Annotated in this window: 13 protein-coding genes; 3 read left to right on the top strand and 10 right to left on the bottom strand. The window is 38.7% G+C overall.

What is annotated here, in order from left to right; genetic code table 11:
* The first annotated feature begins 421 nt into the window (after window positions 1–421).
* The 3 genes from DWW91_RS09900 to DWW91_RS09890 are packed head-to-tail and all read left to right on the top strand — an operon-like array spanning window position 422 to window position 5,102.
* Window positions 422–1,867: an ATP-binding cassette domain-containing protein gene (locus DWW91_RS09900; protein ID WP_122327602.1), complete on the top strand. Its 1,446-nt coding sequence runs from the start codon at window positions 422–424 to the stop codon at window positions 1,865–1,867.
* An 11-nt stretch (window positions 1,868–1,878) separates the two neighbouring features.
* Window positions 1,879–3,630, top strand: coding sequence for a DUF6057 family protein (locus DWW91_RS09895; protein WP_010800006.1), 1,752 nt, complete (start codon window positions 1,879–1,881; stop codon window positions 3,628–3,630).
* Between the two features lie 11 nt (window positions 3,631–3,641).
* Window positions 3,642–5,102 carry a PD40 domain-containing protein gene (locus tag DWW91_RS09890; protein ID WP_122327601.1) on the top strand — a complete coding sequence of 487 codons (1,461 nt, stop codon included), beginning with the start codon at window positions 3,642–3,644 and terminating at the stop codon, window positions 5,100–5,102.
* A gap of 51 nt (window positions 5,103–5,153) precedes the next feature.
* Here the strand turns inward: DWW91_RS09890 and DWW91_RS09885 are convergent, their stop codons facing one another.
* The 10 genes from DWW91_RS09885 to DWW91_RS09840 all read right to left on the bottom strand — a co-directional run bounded on the left by DWW91_RS09885 (window position 5,154) and on the right by DWW91_RS09840 (window position 26,120).
* Window positions 5,154–8,042, bottom strand: a complete 2,889-nt coding sequence (locus tag DWW91_RS09885; RefSeq protein ID WP_122327600.1) for a pitrilysin family protein — start codon at window positions 8,040–8,042, stop codon at window positions 5,154–5,156.
* 107 nt (window positions 8,043–8,149) lie between these two features.
* Entirely contained in the window at window positions 8,150–8,935 is a 786-nt protein-coding gene (locus tag DWW91_RS09880) for a hypothetical protein (protein WP_122327599.1), read from the bottom strand.
* A 30-nt stretch (window positions 8,936–8,965) separates the two neighbouring features.
* Window positions 8,966–10,513, bottom strand: coding sequence for a RagB/SusD family nutrient uptake outer membrane protein (locus DWW91_RS09875; protein ID WP_122327598.1), 1,548 nt, complete (start codon window positions 10,511–10,513; stop codon window positions 8,966–8,968).
* Window positions 10,514–10,545: 32 nt separating this feature from the next.
* A complete protein-coding gene (locus DWW91_RS09870) occupies window positions 10,546–13,476 on the bottom strand; it encodes a SusC/RagA family TonB-linked outer membrane protein (protein WP_255420028.1) in 2,931 nt (976 codons plus the stop codon).
* A 261-nt stretch (window positions 13,477–13,737) separates the two neighbouring features.
* On the bottom strand, window positions 13,738–14,949 hold the full coding sequence (locus DWW91_RS09865) for an ATP-binding protein (protein ID WP_122327596.1): 1,212 nt from the start codon (window positions 14,947–14,949) through the stop codon (window positions 13,738–13,740).
* Window positions 14,950–15,092: 143 nt separating this feature from the next.
* Window positions 15,093–16,559, bottom strand: a complete 1,467-nt coding sequence (locus tag DWW91_RS09860; protein WP_010799999.1) for a SusD/RagB family nutrient-binding outer membrane lipoprotein — start codon at window positions 16,557–16,559, stop codon at window positions 15,093–15,095.
* Window positions 16,560–16,598: 39 nt separating this feature from the next.
* A complete protein-coding gene (locus tag DWW91_RS09855) occupies window positions 16,599–19,496 on the bottom strand; it encodes a SusC/RagA family TonB-linked outer membrane protein (RefSeq protein WP_082150488.1) in 2,898 nt (965 codons plus the stop codon).
* A 283-nt stretch (window positions 19,497–19,779) separates the two neighbouring features.
* Window positions 19,780–20,922, bottom strand: a complete 1,143-nt coding sequence (locus tag DWW91_RS09850; protein WP_122327595.1) for an ATP-binding protein — start codon at window positions 20,920–20,922, stop codon at window positions 19,780–19,782.
* 425 nt (window positions 20,923–21,347) lie between these two features.
* Window positions 21,348–22,940 (bottom strand): SusD/RagB family nutrient-binding outer membrane lipoprotein, encoded by a 1,593-nt coding sequence (locus DWW91_RS09845; RefSeq protein WP_122327594.1) that lies wholly within the window; start codon window positions 22,938–22,940, stop codon window positions 21,348–21,350.
* A 12-nt stretch (window positions 22,941–22,952) separates the two neighbouring features.
* Window positions 22,953–26,120: a SusC/RagA family TonB-linked outer membrane protein gene (locus DWW91_RS09840; protein WP_122327593.1), complete on the bottom strand. Its 3,168-nt coding sequence runs from the start codon at window positions 26,118–26,120 to the stop codon at window positions 22,953–22,955.
* Window positions 26,121–26,414: the final 294 nt, after the last annotated feature.

Raw genomic sequence — 26,414 nt, 5'->3', positions numbered from 1 at the left:
AAATAATTAGAAATCCAAAGATAGATAATCCATTTTAATAAGCGAGTGAAAACTGGTTAATTTTATATCTGTCTTTCGAATGGTAGCAAAAAAGGTTGATTTATGCGAAATATGTTGTTTTCTATTGCTAATTTCTTTTATTTTATTATTTTTGTTTCGAAAAGGCTGGCGTCTGATTTCTGGATTAAATGTAATAAAATGTAAATACGATAAAAATAGTAAATAGATACGTTAAGTTGAGTAGGAAAATTACAGGCATTAAAATAACTAATTTGTAAGAATTTCATAGACATACCAGGCCTGTATATATAATAAGGGATTGCTCGGGATGAGTGATCCCTTTCTTTTAATAGTTCCTTTTATTCCGGTATGTTTAATTTTATAAATAAACTCTTTACCTTTGGGGGACAAATTAACAACAATGGAAAAGAGTAAAACAATCGTTAATATAAATAATGTAGTAACCCGTTTACCGGAACTGCGTTTTGCAGAGCCATTCAGCTGGAAAATCAATGAAGGGGAACAATGGGCAATAGTCGGACCTAACGGAGCTGGTAAAACATTGATTGCTGACCTGATGCAGCGCAAGTTTGCATTGAAAGAGGGAGAGGTGACGTTCGGTTATGATGACAAAATCAGTAACCTGATAAAAAGTATAGCATTCAAAGACATTTACTCATTAGCTGATTGCCGGAATTCTTATTACCAACAACGCTGGCACTCGACGGAAACCGATGAAGTGCCGACTGTAGAAGATATTTTGAAAGAATATTCCGGTACAACGGATTTACATCAGATACTCTCATTTTTCGGTATTGAGGACTTGCTGCCTAAAAAACTTATTTTTCTTTCCAGCGGGGAACTACGTAAATTTCTTATCGTCCGTTCTTTATTGAACCATCCGCGTATTTTGATACTGGATAATCCTTTTATCGGTCTGGATGCGGCTTCGCGTGATGTGTTGGTTCATTTACTGCAACAAATGGCGAAGCTGGATAATGTACAGGTTATTCTATTGTTGTCGAATCCGGATGACATACCGGAGATGATAACTCACGTCCTGCCAGTCTATAACCGTACACCTTATCCTCCTCAGACACGTGCTGATTTCATGGCTCGGACAGACTTGTTGGCACATTTGTTTCCCGGTTATTCCAGGGATATTTCATTACCCGCATCGGATAAAGAACCCTCTGCCCATGAAGTGACGTTCCGTATGGAGCATGTCTCCATTAAATATGGTAGGCGCACTATTTTAAAAGAACTGGACTGGGAGGTGAAAAATGGAGAGAAATGGGCGTTATTTGGTCCCAATGGTGCCGGAAAATCAACTTTATTAAGTTTGATTTATGCAGATAACCCTCAATCTTACGCAAATACCTTATATTTGTTTGACCGGAAACGGGGATCGGGTGAGAGTATCTGGGATATAAAAAAGAGGATAGGATATGTTTCTCCGGAGATGCATCTCTTTTATATGGAGAATGTGCCCACTTTAAATATCGTCGGTTCCGGATTTTTTGATTCTATCGGATTGTATCGTAAATGTACGGAAGAACAACAGTCTATAGCTTTGGCTTGGATGCGTGTATTTGGGATTGAAGAATTGAAGGACCGTTCGTTCCTGACATTGTCTTCCGGAGAACAACGATTGGCTTTGCTGGCCCGGGCTTTTGTGAAAGATCCGGATTTAATTATTCTGGACGAGCCGTTGCACGGACTCGATATCAGTAATAAACGGAAGGCTGCCCGTATCATTGAGCAGTTTTGTAAACGGCCGGGAAAGACATTGATTTACGTCACTCATTATCCGCATGAATTACCTTCGTGTGTTGATAAACGTTTTGAATTGATTAAACATGCTTAAAATATAATACCATGAAATTGAAAGTCACAGCTTTCTGGTTGGTTGTATTGGCTGCTTTGTTCATTTTTCTTCAGGAATATAGTAAGTTCCATTTCTTTTTTATCGAACAAAGTCAGTTATTTCAATTTACCGGTGAGTATATTTCAGAGAAACTGGCTATGCCTGGCGGGTTTGCGTTAACCTTATCTGAGTTTTTGGTGCAGTTTTTTATCTATCCCTATGCCGGTGCCGGAATTACTGCGGGACTGTTGCTGTTAACCGGATTAGGAATGAGAGGGATTGTTCGCCGGATCGCTCCGGACACGAATTGTTTCCTGCTTTATCTGATCCCGATTGTTTTGATTATGTTCCTCCATTTTGATTTTAATTATCTGGTTTTTGGAACGATAGCATTCAACATGATGCTTTGTGCTTTGTATTTCTGCCTTTGTATATCGACAGACAAATGGCGGATGATAGCAGAGATCATTATAACACCTTTGCTTTATGGACTGGCCGGGTCTGTAGCATGTTTGTTTGCTTTGTCGGTGGTAGTATATGAGTTCTTTAATAAAACTCCCCGGTTTTACTGGTCGTTATTTTCTGTTGTTCTCGCTCTTCTTTGCGGGGTCTGCAGTGTCTATTTCTCGATGCTGGGGGAATATCGTTTTGCTTTCTTGCCGGATGCTTACTATCATACTGCATTGGAACCGAAAACTGTCATCTATTATTCATGGATTTCGTTACCTCTGATCCTGATTGTCGCTTTTCTGTTGAGGAAAAGGAAGAAAGATACCAGTAAAAAACTCCTGATTGCCGGCGGAATCTTTCAGGTAATCCTTTTATTTGTATTATGCTGGTGGGGAATACCTGAATATGGAGATAAGAAATCAGCCAAAGTGAAAGAACTCGACTATTATGCAAGGACGGAACAATGGGATAAAATAGTGGAAAGCAGTCAAGGCACGTTGACTAATTATCTGAATATGTGTTTTTTGAATCTGGCATTATCTCAAAAAGGAGAGTTGGCAGATCGTTTATTCAGTTTTGACCAGAGAGGACCGCAGGGAATAATGGTCGGATGGAATAAAACAGAGCAGATATCCTCTTTATTGAGTGATATTGCTTTTGCCATGGGAAATCCGGCGATGGCTCAGGAAATGGCTTTTGAAGCATATGCAACAGCCATAGGAGAGGGGAATCCCCGTATGTTAAAGAGACTTGTTCAGACAAATATTATTTATGGGGAATATCCGGTGGCGGAGAAGTATCTGAATATATTGGAGAATACATTTTATTATAAAAAATGGGCCGGTGAACATCGTAAATTTTTATACAATGATGCTGCTGTAGAGCAGGATCCGGTGCTGGGACCAAGGCGCAAATGTTTACCGAAAGAGAACTATCTTTCAGAGATAAACTATATCGAAAAAGACATGCGTATGATCGCTGAAGCCAATCCGGAAAATAAAGCGGCCATCGAATATCTGGGAGCCTTTCTTTTATTGGCAAAGAATATGGATGGTTTCAAAGGACTGGTCGAAACTTATTATGGAACGGAGGTGCTCCCTGTGTTGCCGAAGTCTTTCCAGGAAGCAGTGATCACGTTGTCGGAAGCGGAACCGGATTATTGGAAACGTTTTGATATCTCTCCCTCCGTCATGCAACGTTTTGCAGAATACAAGAAACAGGTTCTGGCGAACCGGAATAATAAGAGTGCCCTTCCCGGACTGTTGCGCAGGGCTTACGGAGATACTTACTGGTTTTATTTTATGTTTAAATAAAGGAATGGGATATGAATGGAAATTATAAATATATAGCATTGCTGGCCTTGTTTTTTTCTTGTTCGGATTCGGTTCAGGTGAGTGATACGTTAAGCGAAAGACCTGCTATCTTCCCGGATTACACCGATATAACGATACCGGCAAATATCGCTCCGCTGAATTTCTCTTTGGAGACTCCTGTTGAAGATGCACGTGCTGTTCTGTCATTCTCGGATCAGCAGATAAGAGTGAAGGCGAAGGATAACCAGTTCGTTTTTCCTGTTTCTAAATGGAAAAAACTATTATCGTCTGCGGCAGGAAATGAGGTAAAGGTTGTTGTTCAGGTGAAAGATAAAGGGAAATGGGTGGAATATGCTCCTGTTAAATGGAATGTGGCGGCAGAACCGGTCGATCCTTATATAGCTTACCGTCTGATTGCACCGGGATACACTTTATGGAATAAAATGGGACTTTATCAGCGTAACCTGGAGAATTATACCGAGATGCCTATTATCGAGAATAAGATGAGTGGCAGGAACTGTGTGAATTGTCATTCATTTTGCATGCAGAATCCGGATAAGATGCTTTTCCATATGCGTGAAACATATCCGGGAACTCTTCTGATAGATGGCGATAAGATAGAAAAACTGAACACGAAAACCGAGCAGACAATATCCTCTTTGGTCTATCCTTCCTGGCATCCTTCCGGAAAATATGTGGCATTTTCTGTAAACAACACCAAACAGGGTTTCCATGCCAACGACAGGAACCGTATAGAAGTGTTTGATGAGGCGTCGGACGTTGTTGTCTATGATGTGAAAAAACATGAGATTGTAACTACGGCTAAGTTGTTTTCCAAAGATGCTTTTGAAACTTTTCCGACATTCTCTCCGGATGGAAAAACTCTTTATTTCTGTACGGCTCCGGCACGTCCTATTCCGGAAGAGTTTTCAGAGATTAAATATAATTTATGTGCTATCGGATTCGATCCTGACAGCCGGAGTTTCGGTTCAAAGGTAGATACTTTATATAATGCAGCAGTTTCAGGTCAGAGTGCTTCTTTCCCCCGGGTATCTCCGGACGGGAAATATTTAATGTATACAGTCTCGGGTTATGGAAACTTCTCAATCTGGCATAAAGATGCGGATTTGCAGATGGCGGATTTGTCAACAGGAGAAAGCATACCATTAGATATATTGAATAGCAATGATGTGGAAAGTTTTCATTCCTGGAGTAGCAATAGCCGTTGGGTTATATTCAGCAGTCGCCGGATGGATGGATTATATACACGTCCTTATATCGCTTATATAGATGAAAAAGGAAATGCATGCAAACCGTTTTTATTGCCTCAGAAAGATACCGGCTTTTATGACCGTTTTATGATGTCATATAATATTCCGGAGTTTATTACCGGAAAGGTGAAAGTCGGTGGCAGGGTGTTAGGACTGAAAGCGAAAGAGGATAAAGGGATAGATGTGAAGTTCGCTAAATAAAAAAGCCGCTTTTAAGCGGCTTTTTTATTAGTAATATTAGTTGATTTTCTGTTATTTGGAAGAAAAAAGTTTGTTCTTATTTATCCGAATGACTTTTCCGTATTTCGATAACTCATCCAGATTAATTCGTTTGGGGTCGCCTATTATACCGATAGCAACCGGGCGGCCTTTTACGTTTTGTTGATAGAATTTTACAACATCCTCAAATGATAAATTCTGGATTTTAGGTAATTGTGTTTTGGCAGGATCTTCGGTATAACCCAAACGCTTCCATGCTTCATACACTTGGCTTCTTGAACGGAAATCCGGTTTAGCCGTTTGAAGACCTTCCCTCAAATAATCTTTTATGCCACTGATGCGGTCTGCATATTCAGGCATTTCTGTCAATAGATTCATAAAGACATCAATTGCGTCTATCGTTTTATCTGCCTGGGTACCGATATATCCTTCGAAGTAGGCATTTTTATTAGCCAGAGGTGGCGTGATTTCTCCACCATCTGCGGTATAAGCCATAGAACGGTATTCACGAACTTCCTGCATAACCAATCCGCCGAATCCGCTTCCAAAATATTTGTTGAAAGCTTTGTAATAAACGTCATCTTCAACCTTAAAAGGATTACCTTCGACATAAAAATAAATCTTGCTTTGCAATGCATCGTTATCGGATACGAAATAGATCGTATTTTCTTTATATTGAACACGATCCTTTACAACAGGTGAGTTACTTGTCTTTTCTGTAGCTTTCAAAGGAAGGTTCTTGCTTAAAACATCGTAAACATCATTGAAAGGCATTGAACCCACATAATGAATTTCTGCTTCATAATCTGTGGCCCGATTGAATTCTCCTGTAAGACTGCTGATTGTTAGATTGATAATATCTTCCAATGGCATACGATCCAGATATTCGGATTTGTTTTGATACAGTAAATAGTCATGTAAGGCTCCTTCCAACAAATTTTCATTTTTTTCTTCGATAGCGCGCATCTGATAAGCAGAACCAATCATATTATTTAATTGTTTCTCATCAAGTTTGGGCATAAGGATCTGACGAGTCAGCAAATTACAGGAAGCTTCAAGATTTTCTTCGTAACCAGACATAGAGACATAAAGGTAATTGTCATCTACACCAAAATTACAAACTGCGCCTAGGGCATTGAACTCCTGCTTTAACGCTTGCGGTTCATAAGCTCCCATAATACCGGCATTGTTCATCAAATCGACGGCATATTGCAACTGTGGCATTTCATGAGTTCCGACTCCATATTTCAAAGTCAGTGTAAAAATAGCATTTTCTTTATTTTGTGTATAGAATAGCCGAGAGCGTTCATTGACTTTCTTGACCTGGACAGCATCGAACTTTTCATAAACCGGATCAACTTTACGAACCGGTAGCTTACGGAATTTTTCAGCATATTGTGATATCACTCCGCGTTCCGGATTGATCGGGTCATATTTGGGCTTGGATAACTTTTCAGCTTTAGGTGCTTTTCCCGGTTGATAGTTCAAGGCAATATAATTTTTATTGAAATATTTATTCGCAATCGCCTTTACCTGATCTATACTGATTGTTTTTACTTTTTCCTTATAATTCAATACATTACTAATGTCTTCATTGCAAATGAATGTAGATAATATTTTTTGCGCTTTATTATAGGAAGATTCGAAAGAAAGATCAAAATCACGAATGAGAGTAGCTTTGACAGAGTTAAATAATTCTTCATCAAATTCTCCTTTCTGTATTTTAGAGATTTCTGCAAGCAACATTTTCTCGAGTGATTTTATTGATTCAAAACGACGCTGGTTCACATCGTAATAAGGGATTCCGAGTATTAATATACGACCTTGTTCTTTAAAATTGATCAGGCCTGCATCTGCTCCCAGAACATCTCCGGACAAAGATAATTTATCCAGTAGCCCGGTACGATTGCGGTTGGATAACATATTTACGCAAATAGTAAGAGCCAGTTCGTCTGTATGTCCTGTCGGAACACCTTTAAAAGCTAATCTTAAAGTTGGAAAATCTCCCATTTTAGCACTATATTCAGTGCGACCTTTGATCTCCATCTCCGGATAGCTTTTTCGTTCCGGACTTTTTTGAGCTTCTAAACGGCCGAAACGATCATTGATTAATCCCATTGCTTCTTTAAGTTTGACATTTCCGACCAGAATTAAAACCATATTTTCCGGGACATACCAATTATTATAGAAGTCTACCAAACCTCCTAAACGAGGATTCTTTAAGTGTTCCTGTAAACCTAATACTGACCTGGAATAGGGATGACCGGGAAAAATATGTTTCAACATAAAATCCTGCTGTAATGATCCTTGCATATCCTGACTTCTGTTAAATTCTTCATAAACGGTTTCCAATTCTGGCTGGAATGCACGGAAAACCGGATTGATAAAACGTTCTGAATTCAGATCGAGCCACTTATATAGTTGTGAGGGAGGAAACGAACTAAAATACATTGTCTCATCATATCCGGTCATTGCATTCAGCATCTTACCTCCCATATTTTCAGTCAGTCCTGCAAATTCATTTGGGGCCGTATATTGGGCAGCTTCTACTGTCAGTTTATTAATCTCAAGTGAGATAGCTTCTTTTTTTACAGGATCTGGCTCATTGGCCATTTCATCATATTTGGTAATGATTTGCTCATATAAAGGTTTTTCTTTTTCCCAATTCAAAGAACTGATCGATTGGGTGCCTTTAAACATCATGTGTTCCAGGTAATGTGCCAGTCCTGTTAAGTCTTCCGGATCATTTACCGTACCAACTTTTACTCCGACTAAACCAAACACATCATTTTTCGTACTATCTTCCCATATATATACAGAAAGTCCGTTTTTAAGTTTAAAACCTTTCAAACCTTGTGCTGAAACCGTGAGAGAAGAGGCTACAGCGATTATCAGTAAAACTAATGAATAGAATTTTCTCATTTGTATCAAGTTTATAAATGTTGTTGATTCAATAGAAAACAAAAAAGATACTGTCTTACTTAAGTAGAATAAAACAGTATCTTTTTCATATTAATGTATGTTATATGTTATTCCGGAAATTCCAGTATTTCAACAGCTTCATTGGTATATTGAGCTAACTTTCCATTTAAGTAGACAACAAAGAATGCCGAAATATTATATTTATTTCCAACTTTTTCTGTACCGGTACAATACAAAGAAGTCATACCGTAAGTATCATCTTTATATCCTGTTTCTTGTATTGCAATATTATCTATTTCTCCATTTGCATCTGTTGAGAAGATGATGGGATAACCTTCCACATAACAATCCGGTAACCGATATACATCTGCTTCAGCAGCTTTCTCAATAACTTGTGGCCAGGATTCTCCGAAAATATTGGATGTGAACGTTCCTGTACCTATTGAATTAAAGGTTAACTTGCGTTGAGCTTTTACCGTGATAGAATTAACGTTAGTAGGAGAGGCTTTAGCTTCATCAAATCCTAAAGTTAAAACATATTGGTCTGTTACTCCCAATAAATTGATATCTTTATAAGTAATAACTGCTTCTGCAACAGATTTTCCATCTTCGAACGTCAGAGTTGGATTTTCCAATGTAAACAACTCTTCAATTCCTTCGGCAGGAGTAAAGGTCAGTTCAAGAGTAGAAGTTCCCTGTGTTGTTCCGCGATAGACAGGAACAACGATCTTGTTTCCATCCGTTGCTAACATTTCGACTTTCTGTGTAGCTCCGGCAAAAGCATAAACTGCACTGTCTCCACTGTAAACGACACCATCATGCTCTGAACAACCAACGAATGCCATTGCCATTAGAATCAGCAAGGATAACGATTTGAATATATTTGATTTCATATTTCTATTGCTTAATTATTAAACATGTCATTAGAATGGATTCTGATCGGATGCGTTGATATTGGCATTACCGTCTATTTCCGATTGGGGTAATGTCATTATGAATGCATTGGAACCGGCATTTGTATCTACATTCTTAACCAATTCGGTATGATTAGAACCGCTATAATCACGATCGAAGCCCAGTTTTAAACGTTGCAAATCGAATATACGTCCTACTTCGCCCCATAATTCCACACGCCGCTGGAATAAGATTTCATCCATAAGAGTCTGCAGCGGAGCTACTGTATTCTGATTATAAGAATTAGAATCGGAGAATTTTGCCAAACGAACCGCATAATTGCTGTCGCGTACGCTTCCTAATTGTGAAATTAACTTCCGTGCTTCAGCATAATGTCCTAAGTGACATTCTGCTTCTGCGGCGATAAGCACCATTTCTTCTCCGCGCATATAAATATAATCACCGGTACGGCTGGTTACATTTGCAAACTTGAATTTTACCTGACAATAAGGCAACATGGATGTACCACTCACTATTTCGTCTTCACTCAGGTCACCTCTCCACCAAGATTTCCGTTCATCTGTCTCGGGCATATTGTTGTATAACCAACTGGAAACACATTTTTCTGCACCTGAAGCATACATTCCTTCAGCATCAGCATCCATGTGACTGAACAAGGAGGCGAAATGTTGACTTTGATCTGCTATAACTTCTACACCCCACAATACATCGGCATTTTTTACACTATTAAATCCGGTTAATGAACTAACAGGAAGAACAGCTTGCAATCCCGGCTTTTTCAAAGCCTCTTTGGCAGCAGCTAGTGCGCCTTCATAATTTTGTTGAACGAGGCAAACACGTGCCTTGATTCCGTTCGCTGCATAATAGTCGATATGAGATGGATGTTTTTGTTCAACACCACAATCTTTCAATAGCGAGATGGCTGTTTCCAAATCTGAATTGATCTGTTTATAGACATCTTCCACAGTACCACGCGGTTTACCTTCAGATGAGCTTGTAGTCGGTTCCGTATATAAAGGTACTCCGGGAGCCGATTCATTTCCTTTATAAGTCTGTTGATACAACTGGATCAATTGGAAATAAGAGAGTGCTCTCATGGCATAGGCTTGTCCTACAACGCTGTTTAAAAGATTCTGATCACCTCCGGCATCCGGTGCTTGGGCGATAATGTAATTGGCATTTGAGATCAGCGTATAATGAAGATTCCAGAACTGATATGGACGTCCTTGCTTATGTGTATAATCCTGACGAACATTAAAACGGTAATCTTCATAAAACCAGCCTTGTCCTTGTCCAAGCATCAGGTGGTCTTCTCCCATCAAATCGCCAGCTAAATAGACACCGACAAATCCGGGATTTTCGTCAGCCCAACCTGTACCCCAACCAGCTACATAAGTAGCACGATAAATACCATTCATCGCCGTTTCAGCACCATTGGCATCGCTAAATATAATTGTTCCGCTGACTTTATCGGTCGGATTTGTTTCCAATTGGTCGTTACATGCTCCCAAAGTAAGTAATCCGACAGCAGATAATATATATATTACTTTTTTCATTTTTTTTCGTATTTATATTTTACTGGTTCTGCTTAAAATTTAACATCTACACCGAAAGAAATAGTTCTTGAAGGTGTATAAACAAATGTAGTACCACCGCTGAAGTTATATTGCGGGTCCATACCTTTCAAATGAGAGAATAACACCAGATTATCGGCTGTAGCCGTGAAGCGTATCTCTTTCATGAACATTCCCTTTGTCAATCTGGTCGGCAAAGAATAACCTAATGTGATATTTTTAATCGCCAAATAAGAAGCATTGATCAAATCGGCGTCTGTGATAGGATACGCTTTACCAATTTCAATTTTAGGTATGTCGGTAATATCTCCCGGCTGTTTCCATGCCCTTTCCAGGTTTTTATGTTTGGCTTGTCCGACATAGTTTCCATACATAAAGGTATTATATACGCTATCCAACACTTTACCACCGATCGAATAAGTACACATGATGCTTAAATCGAAACCTTTATATTTGAAATCGTTTGTGAATGATCCGTACAAATTCGGAATACGGCTACCCATAATCTGTTTAGAAGCTGTAGCTTTGTTTATATTGGAAGAGATGTAAGGTTCTCCCGGATTGCCATTTTCATCCGTATCCCAAACCCAATACAATTGGCTACCTGTCGCGGGATCTACTCCGGCAGATTTTGCTGTATAGAATGAGTTAATCGTTTTACCTTCCTTTATGATATAGTTTCCGCTAATGATTTCTGGTTTATCAGCCAAATGCAATACTTTATTCTTGATAGTCGATCCCATCAAGGTCAGGTCCCAGGTAAAATCATTCGTGTTGACCAAACGACCGTTTAACGTAATATCCCAACCAGTGTTGCGCATGCTACCGATATTTTTCAAATAACTGTCGAAACCTAAAGAAGAAGCCATCGGGTAATCGAGCAACATATCCGTTGTTTTACGGTTGTACCATTCGATAGATGCTGAGAAACGATCGAATACTTTAGCTTCGACACCCACGTTCAGATTACCGTTTTGTTCCCACTTCAAATTCGTGTTTTCAAGAGAAGATACTAATGCACCACTCATGGAGGCATTAGGCCAACCTAAATCATAGAAAGATTGCCAAGCATATAATGTACCGACGTTGTCATTACCCTGAACACCATAGCTAGCCTTCACTGACAGATTATTCAACCAGTCCACATCGCTTAGGAATGCTTCGTTATTCATGCGCCAGTTTGCACCGACCGACCAGAATTTACCCCAACGATAATCTTTGTTGAAACGAGAAGAACCATCTGTACGGAAGCTGGCCGACAAATAATATTTGTCCATATAATCATAGTTTGCTCTGAACAAATAAGATTCGATCGTATAAGAATCCTTTAGAGAACTAGCGTCTGTGATAGTAGTAGCACCAGCTAATTCATAGATACCTCCGAATGGGAAACCGGACTTGGTTGCACTCAAAGAACTCACTTCGTAATCATAATATTCGTGACCGGCTAAAAAGTCAATGTGATGTTTGTCATTGAACTTTCTATCATAAGTCAGTAATTGGTTGAATGTGTAACTGAAATAACGATAGTTAGACTTGGCCAGCATACCTTTTACACTGGCTGCATTTCCGAAATAAGGATTATAATAAGTAAAGTTATTTCGGTTCACATAATCAAAACCGAAGTTCGCTGTCAATTTCAATCCTTGAAGAGGACCGTCTTTCAAATCACCCAAACTGATATAAGTACGTCCACTTACGTTATCGTCGTTTGTTCCGTATTTGTCATCAAACAAAGTTGCAATGCTATTAAAATTGGCATTTGCTCCTGCGGGACGAGTTGAACCATAATCAAACATAGGTGCACCATCGGCGCCATACATAATTTGTCCATTTTCATCCAATTGATGTACAGGGAAAATAGGAGCCATCAATTGAGCCGAGTAGAAAATATTTGATGAAGCAGAAGTAGATGTTTGAGAAGTGTTACTCTTCGTATGGGCAAAGTTTGTACTCAAACCAGCGGTCAGCCAATTTTTATATTCTGTATCCACATTGATACGACCCGTGTAACGTTGAAAGTTAGTAGTCTTCAACAAACCGTCTTCATTCAGGTAGCCTAAAGAAAACATGTATTTTGTTTTATTCTGAGAACCGGACATGTTCAATACATATTCCTGACGTAACGGATTGTTTGCTGTAGCTTCATCCATCCAATCTTCATGATAACGTAATGTTGCATCAGAACGGACCTTACCTGTAACCGGATCAATTAGTTCTGCAATAGGAAAGTTAAACGGATTATACATCTGGTTAGTACCAAAGATAGCTTTAGCTCCGCTTCCCATAGCTGTTAATGCAGCAACACCTGCTGCTTCAGGAGATAATCCGTTACTTGCAATCTGATCATTTTTATATGATTGGAAAATCGTTTCCAGATAACCTCTTTCATCCATTGTCTCATATCTGGGGATAGCACGTGAAGCAATACCCCAATTTGCTTTCAAATTGACAAGTAAAGCACCATCCTTACCTTTTTTAGTTGTAATCATCACAACCCCGTTTGCACCACGAGATCCATACAACGCACCGGCAGATGCATCCTTCAATACAGTCATCGACTCGATATCGTTTGGATTGATTGCATTGATATTACCGTCATAAGGAATACCATCTACCACATACAACGGGTTTTGAGAAGCTTTGATAGAACCGAAACCACGAATTACGACAGAAGAACCAGACCCCGGCTGTCCGGAACCCGATGTTGTCTGTACACCGGCCACTAGTCCATCTAATGCTTTACTAACATTAGCAACGGTTCTCTTTTCGATCTTTTCATTTTTGATGATTTCGGCAGAACCAGTAAATGATTCTTTCTTCGCAGTACCATATGCAACTACAACAACCTCATCAAGAGATTGATTATCAGTCTGCATTAGGATTCTTAAATTAGATTTTACTTCGATCTCCTGAGTCTTCATACCCACGTAAGAAACTACCAGAGTCTTTGCAGAACTTAGTCAGTTGTAATACACTGATTAATAGCTATTTACAAATAGTAGACAATTCGGTTATTTTTGCTATAATAAGCTTATTCAATCTCTTTTTATCAAACAAACATATTATAAAATATCTGATTACCAGTTGTTTAATATTTTTTATATACAAAAACAGGTAGAATTTGATATTATAAAACTAATACTCAAATTCTACCTAAAAAAGATAGGAATATCTAATTCCTGTATATAAATCGATAGAAAAAATTACTTGAATTCTCGTAAAAACTTCCGTATTGGAATTTGTTTTATTCCTTCATAAGAACTACCCTCCAGTTCATCCATTGTAATAACCATTTTGGGATAATTGTCTTTAATAGCCAATAGATTTCCGAATTCTCTTTCATGAGTTTTTGGGTCCATAACAGAGTAGGCTACCTGAACGTATATTTTTTCACCATCTTTCTCACCGACAAAATCAATTTCTCTATCTCCATCTCTTCCGACCGAAAGATTATAACCATTGACAAGAAGGTGATGGCAAACGATATTCTCCAATACTTGTCCTATATCGTTAGGTCTGAAAGGACGTATTGCGTGTCGTATGCCCAAATCTTCAAAATAATACTTTTCTCCGATTTGGAACTGGCGTTTTCCTTGAATATCAGCAGGTCGTAATCTTTTTACAAAATAAGCATTGTTTAAATAGGTTAGATATTCTAATATCGTCTTTGGAGGTAAATCAACACGTTGGGATTTAAGATATTCACTTATTTTATTTGCAGAAAACAGATTTCCTATCGTATCAGCCAGATATATGGTTAAGTCTTGCAATTGTCTGACATTTCTGATGTTGTACCTATTTACTACATCTTTAAGAATAATCGTATCATAAATACTTCTGAGATAATCTGATACTAATAACTCATTGAAAGGGAGATTGATCAGATAGGGTAATCCTCCAAATTTGTAGAACTTCGTAAAAGAGTCAGAACTATCTTCCAGTTTGTGGAACTGTAAAAACTCGTTATAAGTAAGGCTGTATACTTTAAATTCAATATAACGGCCACTTAAATAAGTAGCCAACTCACCGGAAAGCATGTTCGCATTACTACCGGTACAATATACATCATAACTACCTTCCGCAAAAAAATGCCGTAGTGCTTTCTCAAAGTTTGTGATATCCTGCACTTCATCAATAAATAGGAAACATTTATCATTCAGATTATTACGTTTTTGAGTTACATAATTTACCAGATCAGAATAATCTTTTAAACCATCAAACTCGAATAATTCCTTATTGATATAAATAAGGTCTGAAGAAGGATATGACAAGCGTATATAGTCCATTAATTGGAATATAAGAAAACTCTTCCCGACACGACGTTGTCCGGTCAGCACCTTTATCATCTGCGTATTTACAAATGGCTTGATACGATCAAGATATAACTCTCTTTTATAAAACTCCGGGATCTTCATAACCCATTACTTATAAGTAAAACTTTTTGCAAAAATAGTGATTTTATTTCGTATAAGGAATAAAAAGATTTCTTTTGAACAGAAAATAAAAAAGCGAGAATGTCATATAGTCATCCTCGCTTTTTATTAAATTATAATATAGATTATTTATCAAACCACATCGCATCCCATATTTTAGGTGAATCTTTTGGAGCATTCGGATTTGTGCTTAATTCGTCTGGAGAATATTCCCAACGACGAATCAAATCTTTAGATGATGCTTCTGCTGGTACAGTCAGAGCAGGAACTTCATTGCCTTGTGTACCGGAACGACGCCATTGAACAAACGCTTCAAGAGGTCTGTCCATCAAATCAATCCACTGTTGCATATGAATTTCGTAAAGAGCTTCACTTTCTGATAATTTAGACAAATCTGGTAATTTAGATAAAAATGTTTTTGTTGCTTCTGTATCTGCTTTATAATAGTTACATGCCGCCTGCACACCAGCCTGGAATAATTCATTCGCTTTAGCCAAATCTTTAGTTACACCGATACCACGGGCATACACTTCTGATTCCAAAAGTAATTGTTCCTGATAGGAATAAAGAACATCCGGACAATCTTTTCTATATAGATAGGAACTGATAGCTGATGAGTAAATATTTCCGTCTTCGTCATCTTCTGCATCCTGACGGGTGTCAAGAGCTCTGAATACACCATCATGTCCCGGATCGAAATAGCGTGGAATACGTGAGTCTGCGTATTTTTCCATTGGTTTAAATACATTGTTATGTGCAAAAAACATAGTATTGATACCTCCGGTATACTTTGCCAGAATTCCATATTTAGGATTTTCATTTCCTGCTGTTTCGGAATATTGGAATTCCATATTTCCTGCTGCAGAAGTGATCATTTTCTTTTCATCCATCATCTTTTTGATATCATCGGCTTTGCTGGGATCTGCATCCACCATAACCATTAATGTACGGAATTTAAAAGAATTAGCAATCGCTATCCATTTGGACATATCTCCCTTAAAATAAGGGTCATATTCGTCAATGCAGTTTTTATCATTGATATCAATCATTGCCAGTGCCTGGTCCAGCATATCAATAACACCATTTAAGACATCTTTCTGATCATCGAATTTCGGATATTTAATTTCTTTCTTCCATGCTTCAGAGAAAGGTACATCTCCATATATCATAGTTGTTTCATAAACCTGCATAGCTAACAGTATTAAACACTGTGCTTCTGCATTTTTATTTTCCGGAACACTATTTTGTGCTTGTTGTATGGCCAATTGAAGGTTGTTACCACATACGGAATAGTAACTAACCCATGTGTTTCCTAAGCTATACGTGCTGATAACATAATAAGCTTCGCCCCAACCACCATAATTGTCACCTCCGTCAGCTTGCGACTGAATGGATTGTGAGAAAGGAATGTAAGAGTCACCTCCAATACGATTACCGGACCAGTTAACAGCAGCATAGTTGAACAAATACCCTGCTTCCACTTTCTCTGCTGTATTCGGATTATTGTTTACATCTAACCAATCACTGCAACTGCTGAGTGTACTGCAAACAACCAGCAATAGAAGTATATATATATTTATTAGATTTTTCATTTTATTTACTGTTTAATTTTAGTTGAAATAATGAATTAATTACAACGTCAGTTTCAAATTAAATCCGAAGCTACGTGTTGCAGGAATACTGTTGAATTCTACACCTTCACCAATTTCAGCCGTACCAAAGAAGTTCGCTTCCGGATCAATATGGGGAACATGAGATTTGATCAACCATAAATTACGACCTTCAAATCCTAGATCCAAAGATTTGATAAAGAAATCCTTAAACCATTTTCTGGGTAATGAATAGGAGAACGTTAACTCTCTCAGTTTTACATAAGAAGCATCAAAAACACAGCCTTCTGTATTAGATGTTTTTGCCATATGACTCCAATAGTCCTGCATATTTTTAACAGGGACATCATTTGGACGGCTAGTTCCATCCGCATTCATAATAACTCCTGATTCAATGTATTGATCTTCACGTCCTACAGCTGTTTCAGCAGAGAGACCGAGTGATCTTAAAGAAGAAACTGTTCCTGAATAAAGACTTCCACCCTGGCGAATATCAATTAGGAAGCTAAGGTTGAATCCTTTATAAGAAAGACTATTATTGATACCCATTGTAAAATCAGGATAGATATCACCTAAACGAACATTGTTTTCTGTTTCACGTAAACCTGTTTTTTCGTTGATAATAAAGTTTCCCTGGTCATCACGTTTCCATCCTGTTCCATACAATCCGAATGACTCGCCAACCTGTGCCTTTACTTGTAAACCACTCCATCCGGAAGTCAATGTATAGTTTGTCATTCCTTCAGCCAACTCATTTACAGTTTGTTTATTAGATGCAAAGTTTATGTCCAAATCCCATTTCCAGTCACGTGTACGGACTGGGGTTAATCCAAGACTGATTTCAACACCATTGTTCGTTAATTTACCAGCATTGATATTATTTGTAAAATAACCGGTGGAACGAGGTACATCTATAGAAACAATCTGATCTGTTGTTACATTACGGTAATAAGTAGCATCTAAACGTACACGATTGTCAAAAAATCGTAGATCGGCACCAATTTCAAATGCAGATTGATTTTGAGGCTTCAGATCTTCCAGAGGGAAAATACGCGGTCCGGTAAAACCAACTAAACCATTATGTGGCAAAGTGTTTACAATACTATACTGCAAAAAATATGTGTTTACAGCTTTATACTGGAATGCCAACTGATAAGGTTTTTCATCGCTACCAACGTTTGCATAGTTTATACGGAATTTACCAAAGTTCAGGATGTCTTTATTTTCCATTAACTCTGTAAAAACAAAAGCGGCACTTACTGAAGGATAGAAATAAGAACGATTGTTGACAGGTAAAGTAGACGACCAGTCGTTACGTCCTGTTACATTTAGGAATGCCATACTTTTGTAACTGAAGCCCAAATCGAAATAAATACCCATAAGGCGTTTGATTTCGTAGTAGTTTACGGGACTTGTTGCTTTTGCATTTGTATAAGTATAAAGACCATCGACGATCAAACCATTTGCCAATGTATTGTTATTAGTCCATTCGCGCTGATTGATATTATGTCCGAAAATACCTTTGATTCCGAAATCATCAAATGTCTTTTCGTATGTAACCATCAAGTCGTTATTAACAATTCTATTAGCCAAGTCCCATGTTTGGAATTTACCTTCCATTTCGCCAACAGTTCCTTTTGCATATATTTTACGTCTGGTTTCGTTATAGAAGTCAGTTCCGGCATTGTTTGAGATAGTCAATCCTTCGAAAGGCTTATATGTCAAAATGATATTGCCGATGACACGATCCATTCTTGTCGTATATTTATTTTTGTTGATAATCCAATAAGGGTTATTACTTTTTCCGTCAGGATCCAGAGTAATTTGTTTTCCGTATTCGTCCACCCAATTGTTTTTAATATCGCGTGTATCAACAGTTCTTGGCAATCCATTTACTAGAGGCACTAACAAGTTCGGGTCGTTTGAACCTTGTGCGGCACGTCCTTTGGAATCATTACGTACGTATTGTGCAGAGACACGGGCTGAAAATTTTGAGTTGAAATCCATTCCGGCATTTACAGAAAAACTATATTTATTATAATCAGACTCCGGTATAATACCTTTCTGGTTAACAGAAGAGAAGCTGGTTCTAAAATCTGCTTTTTCACCACCACCGGCAACAGATACGTTATTGATATAACTCATACCTGTTTGGTAAAAGTCTTTTACATTATCCGGATATGCTTGTAAAGTTACTTTTTCTCCTTTATAGTTATTATATTGCATACCGTCGGCAGCAGCTTTAGCAATGTTCGGTCCCCAACCGTTCAAACTCTTAACGTTGTATTCTCCGTAGTTACCTTGAGCATATTCATTTTGGAATTCAGGTAATTTAGCTACGTTCTCAAATCGCGTAGAAGAATTTACGGTAATGAATGTCTTCATGTTCTTGCTACCTTTTTTAGTTGTGATAACAATTGCACCATCTTTTGCACGTGCTCCATACAACGCTGTTGCAGCTGCCCCTTTCAGGACATTGATAGACTCAACATCATCTGAACTGATGTCGCTGGCACGGTTACCGGCATCGACGTTTCCTGTGATATCATCAGGATTATAAGCGCCATTATCAATAGGTAAACCATCAACAACAAACAAAGGTGAAGAGTTCGTACCAATAGAGGAAGCTCCGCGAATTTGAATTTTTGCAGCTCCGCCCGCAGTACCAGAGGACTGTCCGATACGTACACCTGCAACTTTTCCGGATAAAGCATTTACTACATTACTTTCACGCGCTTTGGTAATCTCTTCTCCTCCTACGCTCGACACAGCATAACCCAATGATTTTTCAGAACGTTTAATACCGATAGCTGTTACAACAACTTCGTCTATATTTTGAGTATCAGAATTTAATCTGATATTCAAAACAGCCTGAACAGCGACTTCCTGAGTTTTCATACCTACGTAAGAAATTACCAGAGTCTTTGCAGAACTCAGTTACTCACAATTATCTGACTATCAATGTATTAGTTTTAAATGAAATGTTTATTTTTCTGACAGTAAACTCCGATTTCAACAATGAAATAAATTGCACAACCAATACATATATCTATAATACAGATTCTTACAGCTCCTGTATATTCAAAAGGTAGAATTTGATATTATAAAATATAATACTCAAATTCTACCTTCTAAATAATGAATTTAACTAAACTAACTAATGTTTTACAAGTCGTTCTTTATCCTTTAAATAGGTATTTTATTATCGTGAGGTTGTATAAATATTTTTCAACCAATACTCAAAAACAGGGTCCTGTATTTCTATTACGTTACCCGGAAGAATATCGATTAAATCTTTTTCCAAGGTGGCTTTTTTTAAGTTTTTGATATTTGCTGAAGTACCTAATTTATATTTTGCTAATACTTCTTTGGATGAAAAGTTGACAACACCGTCTGCCACAGCTAATAAAAAGTTTATCTGTTTAGAACTCAACGTGTCTATTATATTTGCAAATAGCAGACTTAATTGACCTGTCAAACTTGAAAAAGATTCACTGATGATAGCTTCAGTACATATTTGGGGAGTTCTGAGCCAAACCTGCTGGCTTAGCTGCTGGACATAATAGGGATGGTCTTTTACCTTGGCTGCTATGCTGTTACATAAATCTTCAGATATGCTTTTACCCGTATCTGTAAAGCGTGTAGAAATAAACGAAACCCAATCGGCTCTACCTATTTTGTGCAAAAACAGAATATCTCCGAATTTGTAAAAAGGCATGCTGTAATCATTAAAAATATCCAGCAACATATGCCGTTTGCTTCCATAGAGGCAATAGCAGACAGATGTCTGTTTTTGCCAATGAGCGCGTAACTTGCGCTGAAAAGCCAAAGGATCTTCATATTCGTTGATATTCTGGAATTCATCAATACATACGATTATTTTTTTTCCAGAGTCATTAGCTATGGCTTGCGGCAAATCCAGTATTTCATCATAAGTTAATTTATTATCCTTGAAAGTTATGCCAAATGAAAGTTCATAAGTCTGACTGGTATCTGATAATGAAATGATTGGAGCCAACTTTCCCAGATATCTTTTGACACCGGATACAAATTCTTCCCAAGCGGAAGTCGATACCTTTAACAGCGCATTTGCATAAGCAAGATAAAATTCTTCCTCCGTCCGACAATTGAAAATATCGACATGACAGATATAATAATCCTTACTTGAATTCAGTAACAACTGTGCTGTTTTATTGACTAAAGAAGTTTTTCCCCAACGACGGGGAGATATAATGACGGTATTAACCAGGCTGTTAAAATTCTGAGTAAGCAGTTTGACTTCTTGTTCCCTGTCTGTAAAATTTTCTTTGTCTGCTATGCGACCGTAAACAAATGGAGTATTCATATTGCTTCTGTTTTTGTGAACAGAACAAAAGTAATAGAAAAACATCTAATTAACTAATTTGAAATCGATCTATTTCAAATCAATTGATTAGATGCGGACTTTCTTCTCAAAAGTATCCTGTCTATTGGTCAATTTATCCCTATGTCTTTTTGATTACTATGCATACTAATTTAAATTACATCGGCAGGTAATCAATGGTTGATAACCATCAACCGATTGGTTCATAATTATCGGCCGATTGGCTCACAATTATCAACCATACGGCCGATAATTATCAGCCGCTGATTTCGTCAGCTTCCAATATAAGAAATAAAGCAATAAGTTGTTCATAAGCAAAGGAATAAATAATAATGTGTTACAATAAAAAAATAGGGCGTATCGTAATCGCCGATACACCCTATTCCTGTCTTTATTACTTTCTATTCTCAACGGTTTCCGCCTGCCCACCAAACGGGTTCAGTGTAAACATATTGTCCGTCACCAAAAGCTGTTTTTATAGCCGGGTTGGCAAGAACATCGTCTGCACCGTATCCGAAGCGATACGGGAATCTGTTGGTATTTAACGGGTTCTTCAGTTCAACGAATTCTTCACCGGCGCCTTTCATACGGCGGTAATCGCAATATGCTTCGGTAGACTCGCCTGACGCACCGAAGAATGACAGGTATTTCTGAATCATTGTTTCTTTCAGAGGATTGACTGCGAACAGAGGTTTTACGCTTTTTTCGAAATAATCTTCTGCAACATCTGCGCCCAGGTTTACTTCGCCGCCTACCCAATTCTCAGTAGCATCTATCAGCATGTTTTCTGTATTTGCAAATCCGGCAATTACTGCTTCTTTCAATGCTGCTTCCGCTTCGTTTTTTCTTCCTAAGCGGCAAAGTGCCTCTGCTTCAAGGAATTTCACTTCGTGATAACTGATTAACTGCGTAGGAGTAGTGATTGCCCATAAGGCCATAGACATACCATAAATATTCTGTACTTCATCCGGAGTCCCGTTGGGTGCGAAATTGATACTTTCAATATCAGTAGCCTGGTCTCCACCGTATCCGTAAACAATATATCCTGTCGGGTCCGGTTCGATAAATGCCTGAGGTGCTCTCGGGTCATTTCTTTCTACGAACTTGTCTATCAGGCTTTCGCTGGCTGCAAAACTGTTACGGCTATAGCTGAAACCCCATAATGGGTTTACCTGAGAATCTCCATCGTAAATAGTTAATTTACATTCTTCGGCAGCAGACTTGAATGAGTTGTTTACATAAGTAAGAATATCTTCCAAATCTTTTGTCTTATTACTGCTCTTGTTAAGCAGACGCATTGTATAACGTGCTTTCAACGCATTTGCGGCCTTGTACCATGCACTGGCTTTACCGGAATAAATATAGTCTTTTGAACCGACTGCACCTGACAGACCTTCATCTTTGGCATTACCGCCGTCCAGAAGAGTGATGGCTTCGTCCAGATTCTTATGAATTTCAGTGTAAATAAACTCCTGTGTATCTATTTTCGGCTGCATATAAGCCGGAGTTCCGTCAGGATTCAAGATACCGGTTTCGGTGAAAGGTGTATCACCGAAGAAGTCCGTAACAATGGCTGCATTGTAGGCCAGATAAATTTTAGCAATAGCTTCAGTCACCACATTTCCTTGTTCGGAAGGGTCTTCCTGGCATTTCTGAATGGCTATTTTAGCATTTTTAATATTGGAATAAACTGTTCCCCAGACATTGTTATAGGTCGTTGCGATAGTCGGTTCCCCTGTGCGTACTTCCGCTCTGTACATCTGATTGCTGATGCCTGTTTCATGTTCCATGTAAACAGACGAGTAAAGAGAGAAGTCTCCGCCAACTACACCAAATCCGGTACTGACTCCCAGGTCTGTAATCAGAAACTTAGCAGGAGCATCTGTCGGGTTATTCGGGTTGTTATTAACCTTGTCCATCGCATCTTCCGTACAGGAAGTAATGCTGAATGCAGTCAGGAATGAAAAAGCTAACAGCTTTCCTATTTTATTTATTTTCATTTTGCGTACGAATTAAAATTTAACATTGACTCCAAAACCGTAACTGGCTGTTTGAGGCATTGAATAGTCTTCAAATGCACCAGACATGTTGTTGTTACCCTGACTGGCCTCCGGGTCCAAATCAGGAACCTGTGCCCAGATAAGGACATTTCTTGCAAAAACATTCAGAGTAACCTGCATCCAATTGCTTTTGAATACCGGATAACTTACTGCTACTTCGCGAAGTTTAATGAATGAATTATCATAAATTGAAGATTCATCAATATTATTCAGGATACTATAATATTCTTGCTGCGCATTTGCACCTGTAATGCCAATATCATTTTTTGTACCGTCTTCTTTATAACCATCAAAAATGATAGTTCCTTCACGATTTTCAGTTCTCTTGCTTACACCGTAGTAGTCTGCCAGACCGGATGTTCTGCTATACATTTGTCCGCCTTGCTTCCAGTCAAGTACTGCACTGATTGTACAATCCCACAGACGTAATGTCGTGTTGAAGCCCATAATAAAGTCAGGCGATACTTTACCGATAACCTGTGCTTCACCGGCAATAGGAAGACCGTTTTCATCAACCAGACGATTGCCGTTAGCATCTCTCTTATAACCGACACCGTATATTACCGGATATTTTTCGCCGGCAGCAGCACGTACCTGCGGAGTTACATAACCACCCAGGCTGATATTTTCCACTCCCGGAGCAAGTTCGTCAACGTAGTTGTCCATTTTGGTCCAGTTGAAACCGAAGTCCCAGTTTATGTCTCTCGTTCTGATCGGATTAAAAGACAAAGTGATTTCATGTACGTTCGTATGAAGTTTACCACCATTTGTCACTAGCTTGCCGGCTCCGGTCGATGAAGCCAAAGGCACATCGAATATCTGGTCTTTTACATTCTGACGGGAGAATGTATAATTTAATGTTACCAGGTTGTCGAAGAAACTCAGGTCTGTCCCCAGTTCATAAGAACGTGTATTCTGAGGTTTTAGATTCGGATCGTAAATTTTGTAATAAGGCGTATAACCATTACTGCCGTTAATCGGATACAGGATTGGAGTTAAAGAATAGAAACCACCTCCGTATGTCGGTACAGAATAAAAGTTTTCACGGAAATCACCGGCCTGTCCCACTTCTGCATAAGAAGCTCTAATCTTTGCGTGGTTAACGACATCGTTTTTCAACGCATCCAGTTCTGTCAGGATAAAACCTGCAGAAACAGAAGGGTAGAAGAATGCACGGTTTCCGCGCGGCATGCTTGAAACATAGTCCTGACGCCCTGTCACGGTTAAATAAAGCATGTTTTTATAAGAAGCGGATACGTTTCCGAAGAATCCGACAGTTCTTTTCTTCCAGTGTTCGGATGAAGTGGACTGAGTCGTTGCATTGTCGATATGATTCCATCCCGGGAAGTTGTAACCTGTTCCGTATTCATAATATTTACCTCTGTTGCTCTGGATTACTTCGTTACCGGCAACTACATTCAATCCCCAGTCTTCGTTGATATTCCAGTCATAATTAATTGTCAGCAACGAGTTGTAGGTCGCATTGGTCCAACCGTAATTTTCGATTTGGCCTTTACCGCCTCCGGTGTTACTTCCGTAACCGTAGCTATCGACATAGTCTGTTGTATATGAATCGACACCGAACATATATCTTACATTCAATGTATGGTCTGTCGTACCAAACTTCGTTTTGTAGTTTGCATACGCATTACCAAAGAAACGGTTTGTATTTTCAGTAAATTTGTTATTATCCATCGCCCAATATGCCTGGTCGAATGCACCACGGAATGAGTTTTGTGTATAAGGGTCGCCTGCGATATGGCTAGGGATTCCTGCCAGGTCGTAGCTTGGAGGTGCGGAATAAACAGTTCTCAGCAAACCGTTACCCGAAGTAACTGCCTTATCGATTGCCGTAGTAATGTAATTACCGATGAATCCGGTAGTCCAATTGTCATGCAGTTTTGTTTCTGCACTTACTTTTACATTATATCTGTCCATTCCTGTACTAGGAATGATACCATCCTGGTGAGTATTACCCAAAGAAACGGAATAAGAGCTCTTATCCAAAGCCTGAGCGACATTTATAGAATTACTCCAGGTTACGCCGGTATCGAAGAAATCTTTGGCGTTGTCGTATGCCTGCGGTGTAGTCCAAGGGTCTAAACCTGCTGCGGCACGTTGAGGTTGATAATACATACCTTCATGATTTCCATATTCTTTAGTATATGCATTACTTGTATTTCCGCCATAAGTCGGATCATTAGGAAGGTCTGTAATTTTAGGTCCCCATGACAAACTGTTAGTAGGACTGTATTTTCCTGAAGCTCCCTGCGCATACGTTTTCTGGAATTCAGGGAGGCGTCCGATTACATCGAAACTCAGGTTAGAAGAAAAGCTAATCTGAGGTTTGCCTTTAGCCAGACCTTTACCACTTTTAGTCGTAATAACGATTACACCATTAGAAGCACGGATACCATACAAAGCAGAAGCTGCCTGACCTTTCAGGATATTGATGCTTTCAATATCGTTTGGGTCGATATCCACCGCACGATTTGCGAAGTCGGCACCGCTCACACTACCATTGTTCTGCAAATCCGTATCAACGTCAGGTGTACTTGTTACAGGCATACCATCAATTACATACAGCGGAGTATTGTCACCGGAGAAAGAACGTGCACCACGGATCGTGATTTGAGAAGACGCACCAGGCATACCGGAAGACGGTTTGATATCCAAACCTGAAACTTTACCCTGCAATGCGCCGGCTAAGTTTGAATTGGCGGCCTGAGTCAATTTTTCTCCCTTTACATCCTGGACAGCATAACCCAATGCTTTCTTTTCTTTAGAGATACCCATCGCTGTAACAACAACTTCATCCAGATTCTGAGTATCTGATTTTAAAACTACTCTTACATTCGGGGAAACGGGTACTTCTTGTGTAAGCATACCGACGTAAGAAACTATCAGTACTTTACCGTTAGAAGGAACTTCCAACGTGAAGTTACCATCATAGTCTGTCACTGTACCGACCATTGTACCTTTCACAACAATCGACGCCCCAATAACCGGCAGCCCATCATCAGCGGAAATAACAGAACCTGCTACTTTCGTGTTCTGAGCAACCACAGTGCTTATACCTATTACGAGGCACAGCAGAATAAAAGTGAACTTTTTCATCATAAACACACATTATTTATTAAACTAATAGAATTTACCATATATATACAAGTGCAATATAATTAGATAGTTAAGTGACAAAATAAGACTTGTTAAGATTTTATTTAGTCTTTGCAGAACTTGGTATAAAATGCGTAAACGAATCTAAAATCAAGGGCGAAAGATTTAAAAGAAGTAACAGGATATACATGTGGGTATCTTTTCAATGTATTTTCTATCTAGCTAGAACAGAAATAGAAATGACTTTATTTACTACTCATTTTCAAAAAAAGAGGGATTTGACTGACTATATTTTTT

Source organism: Parabacteroides sp. AF17-3, from assembly GCF_003635445.1.
Taxonomy (GTDB): domain Bacteria; phylum Bacteroidota; class Bacteroidia; order Bacteroidales; family Tannerellaceae; genus Parabacteroides; species Parabacteroides goldsteinii.
Note: the sequence above shows the minus strand (reverse complement) of the source record. Positions and strands in the feature narration are given on the sequence as shown.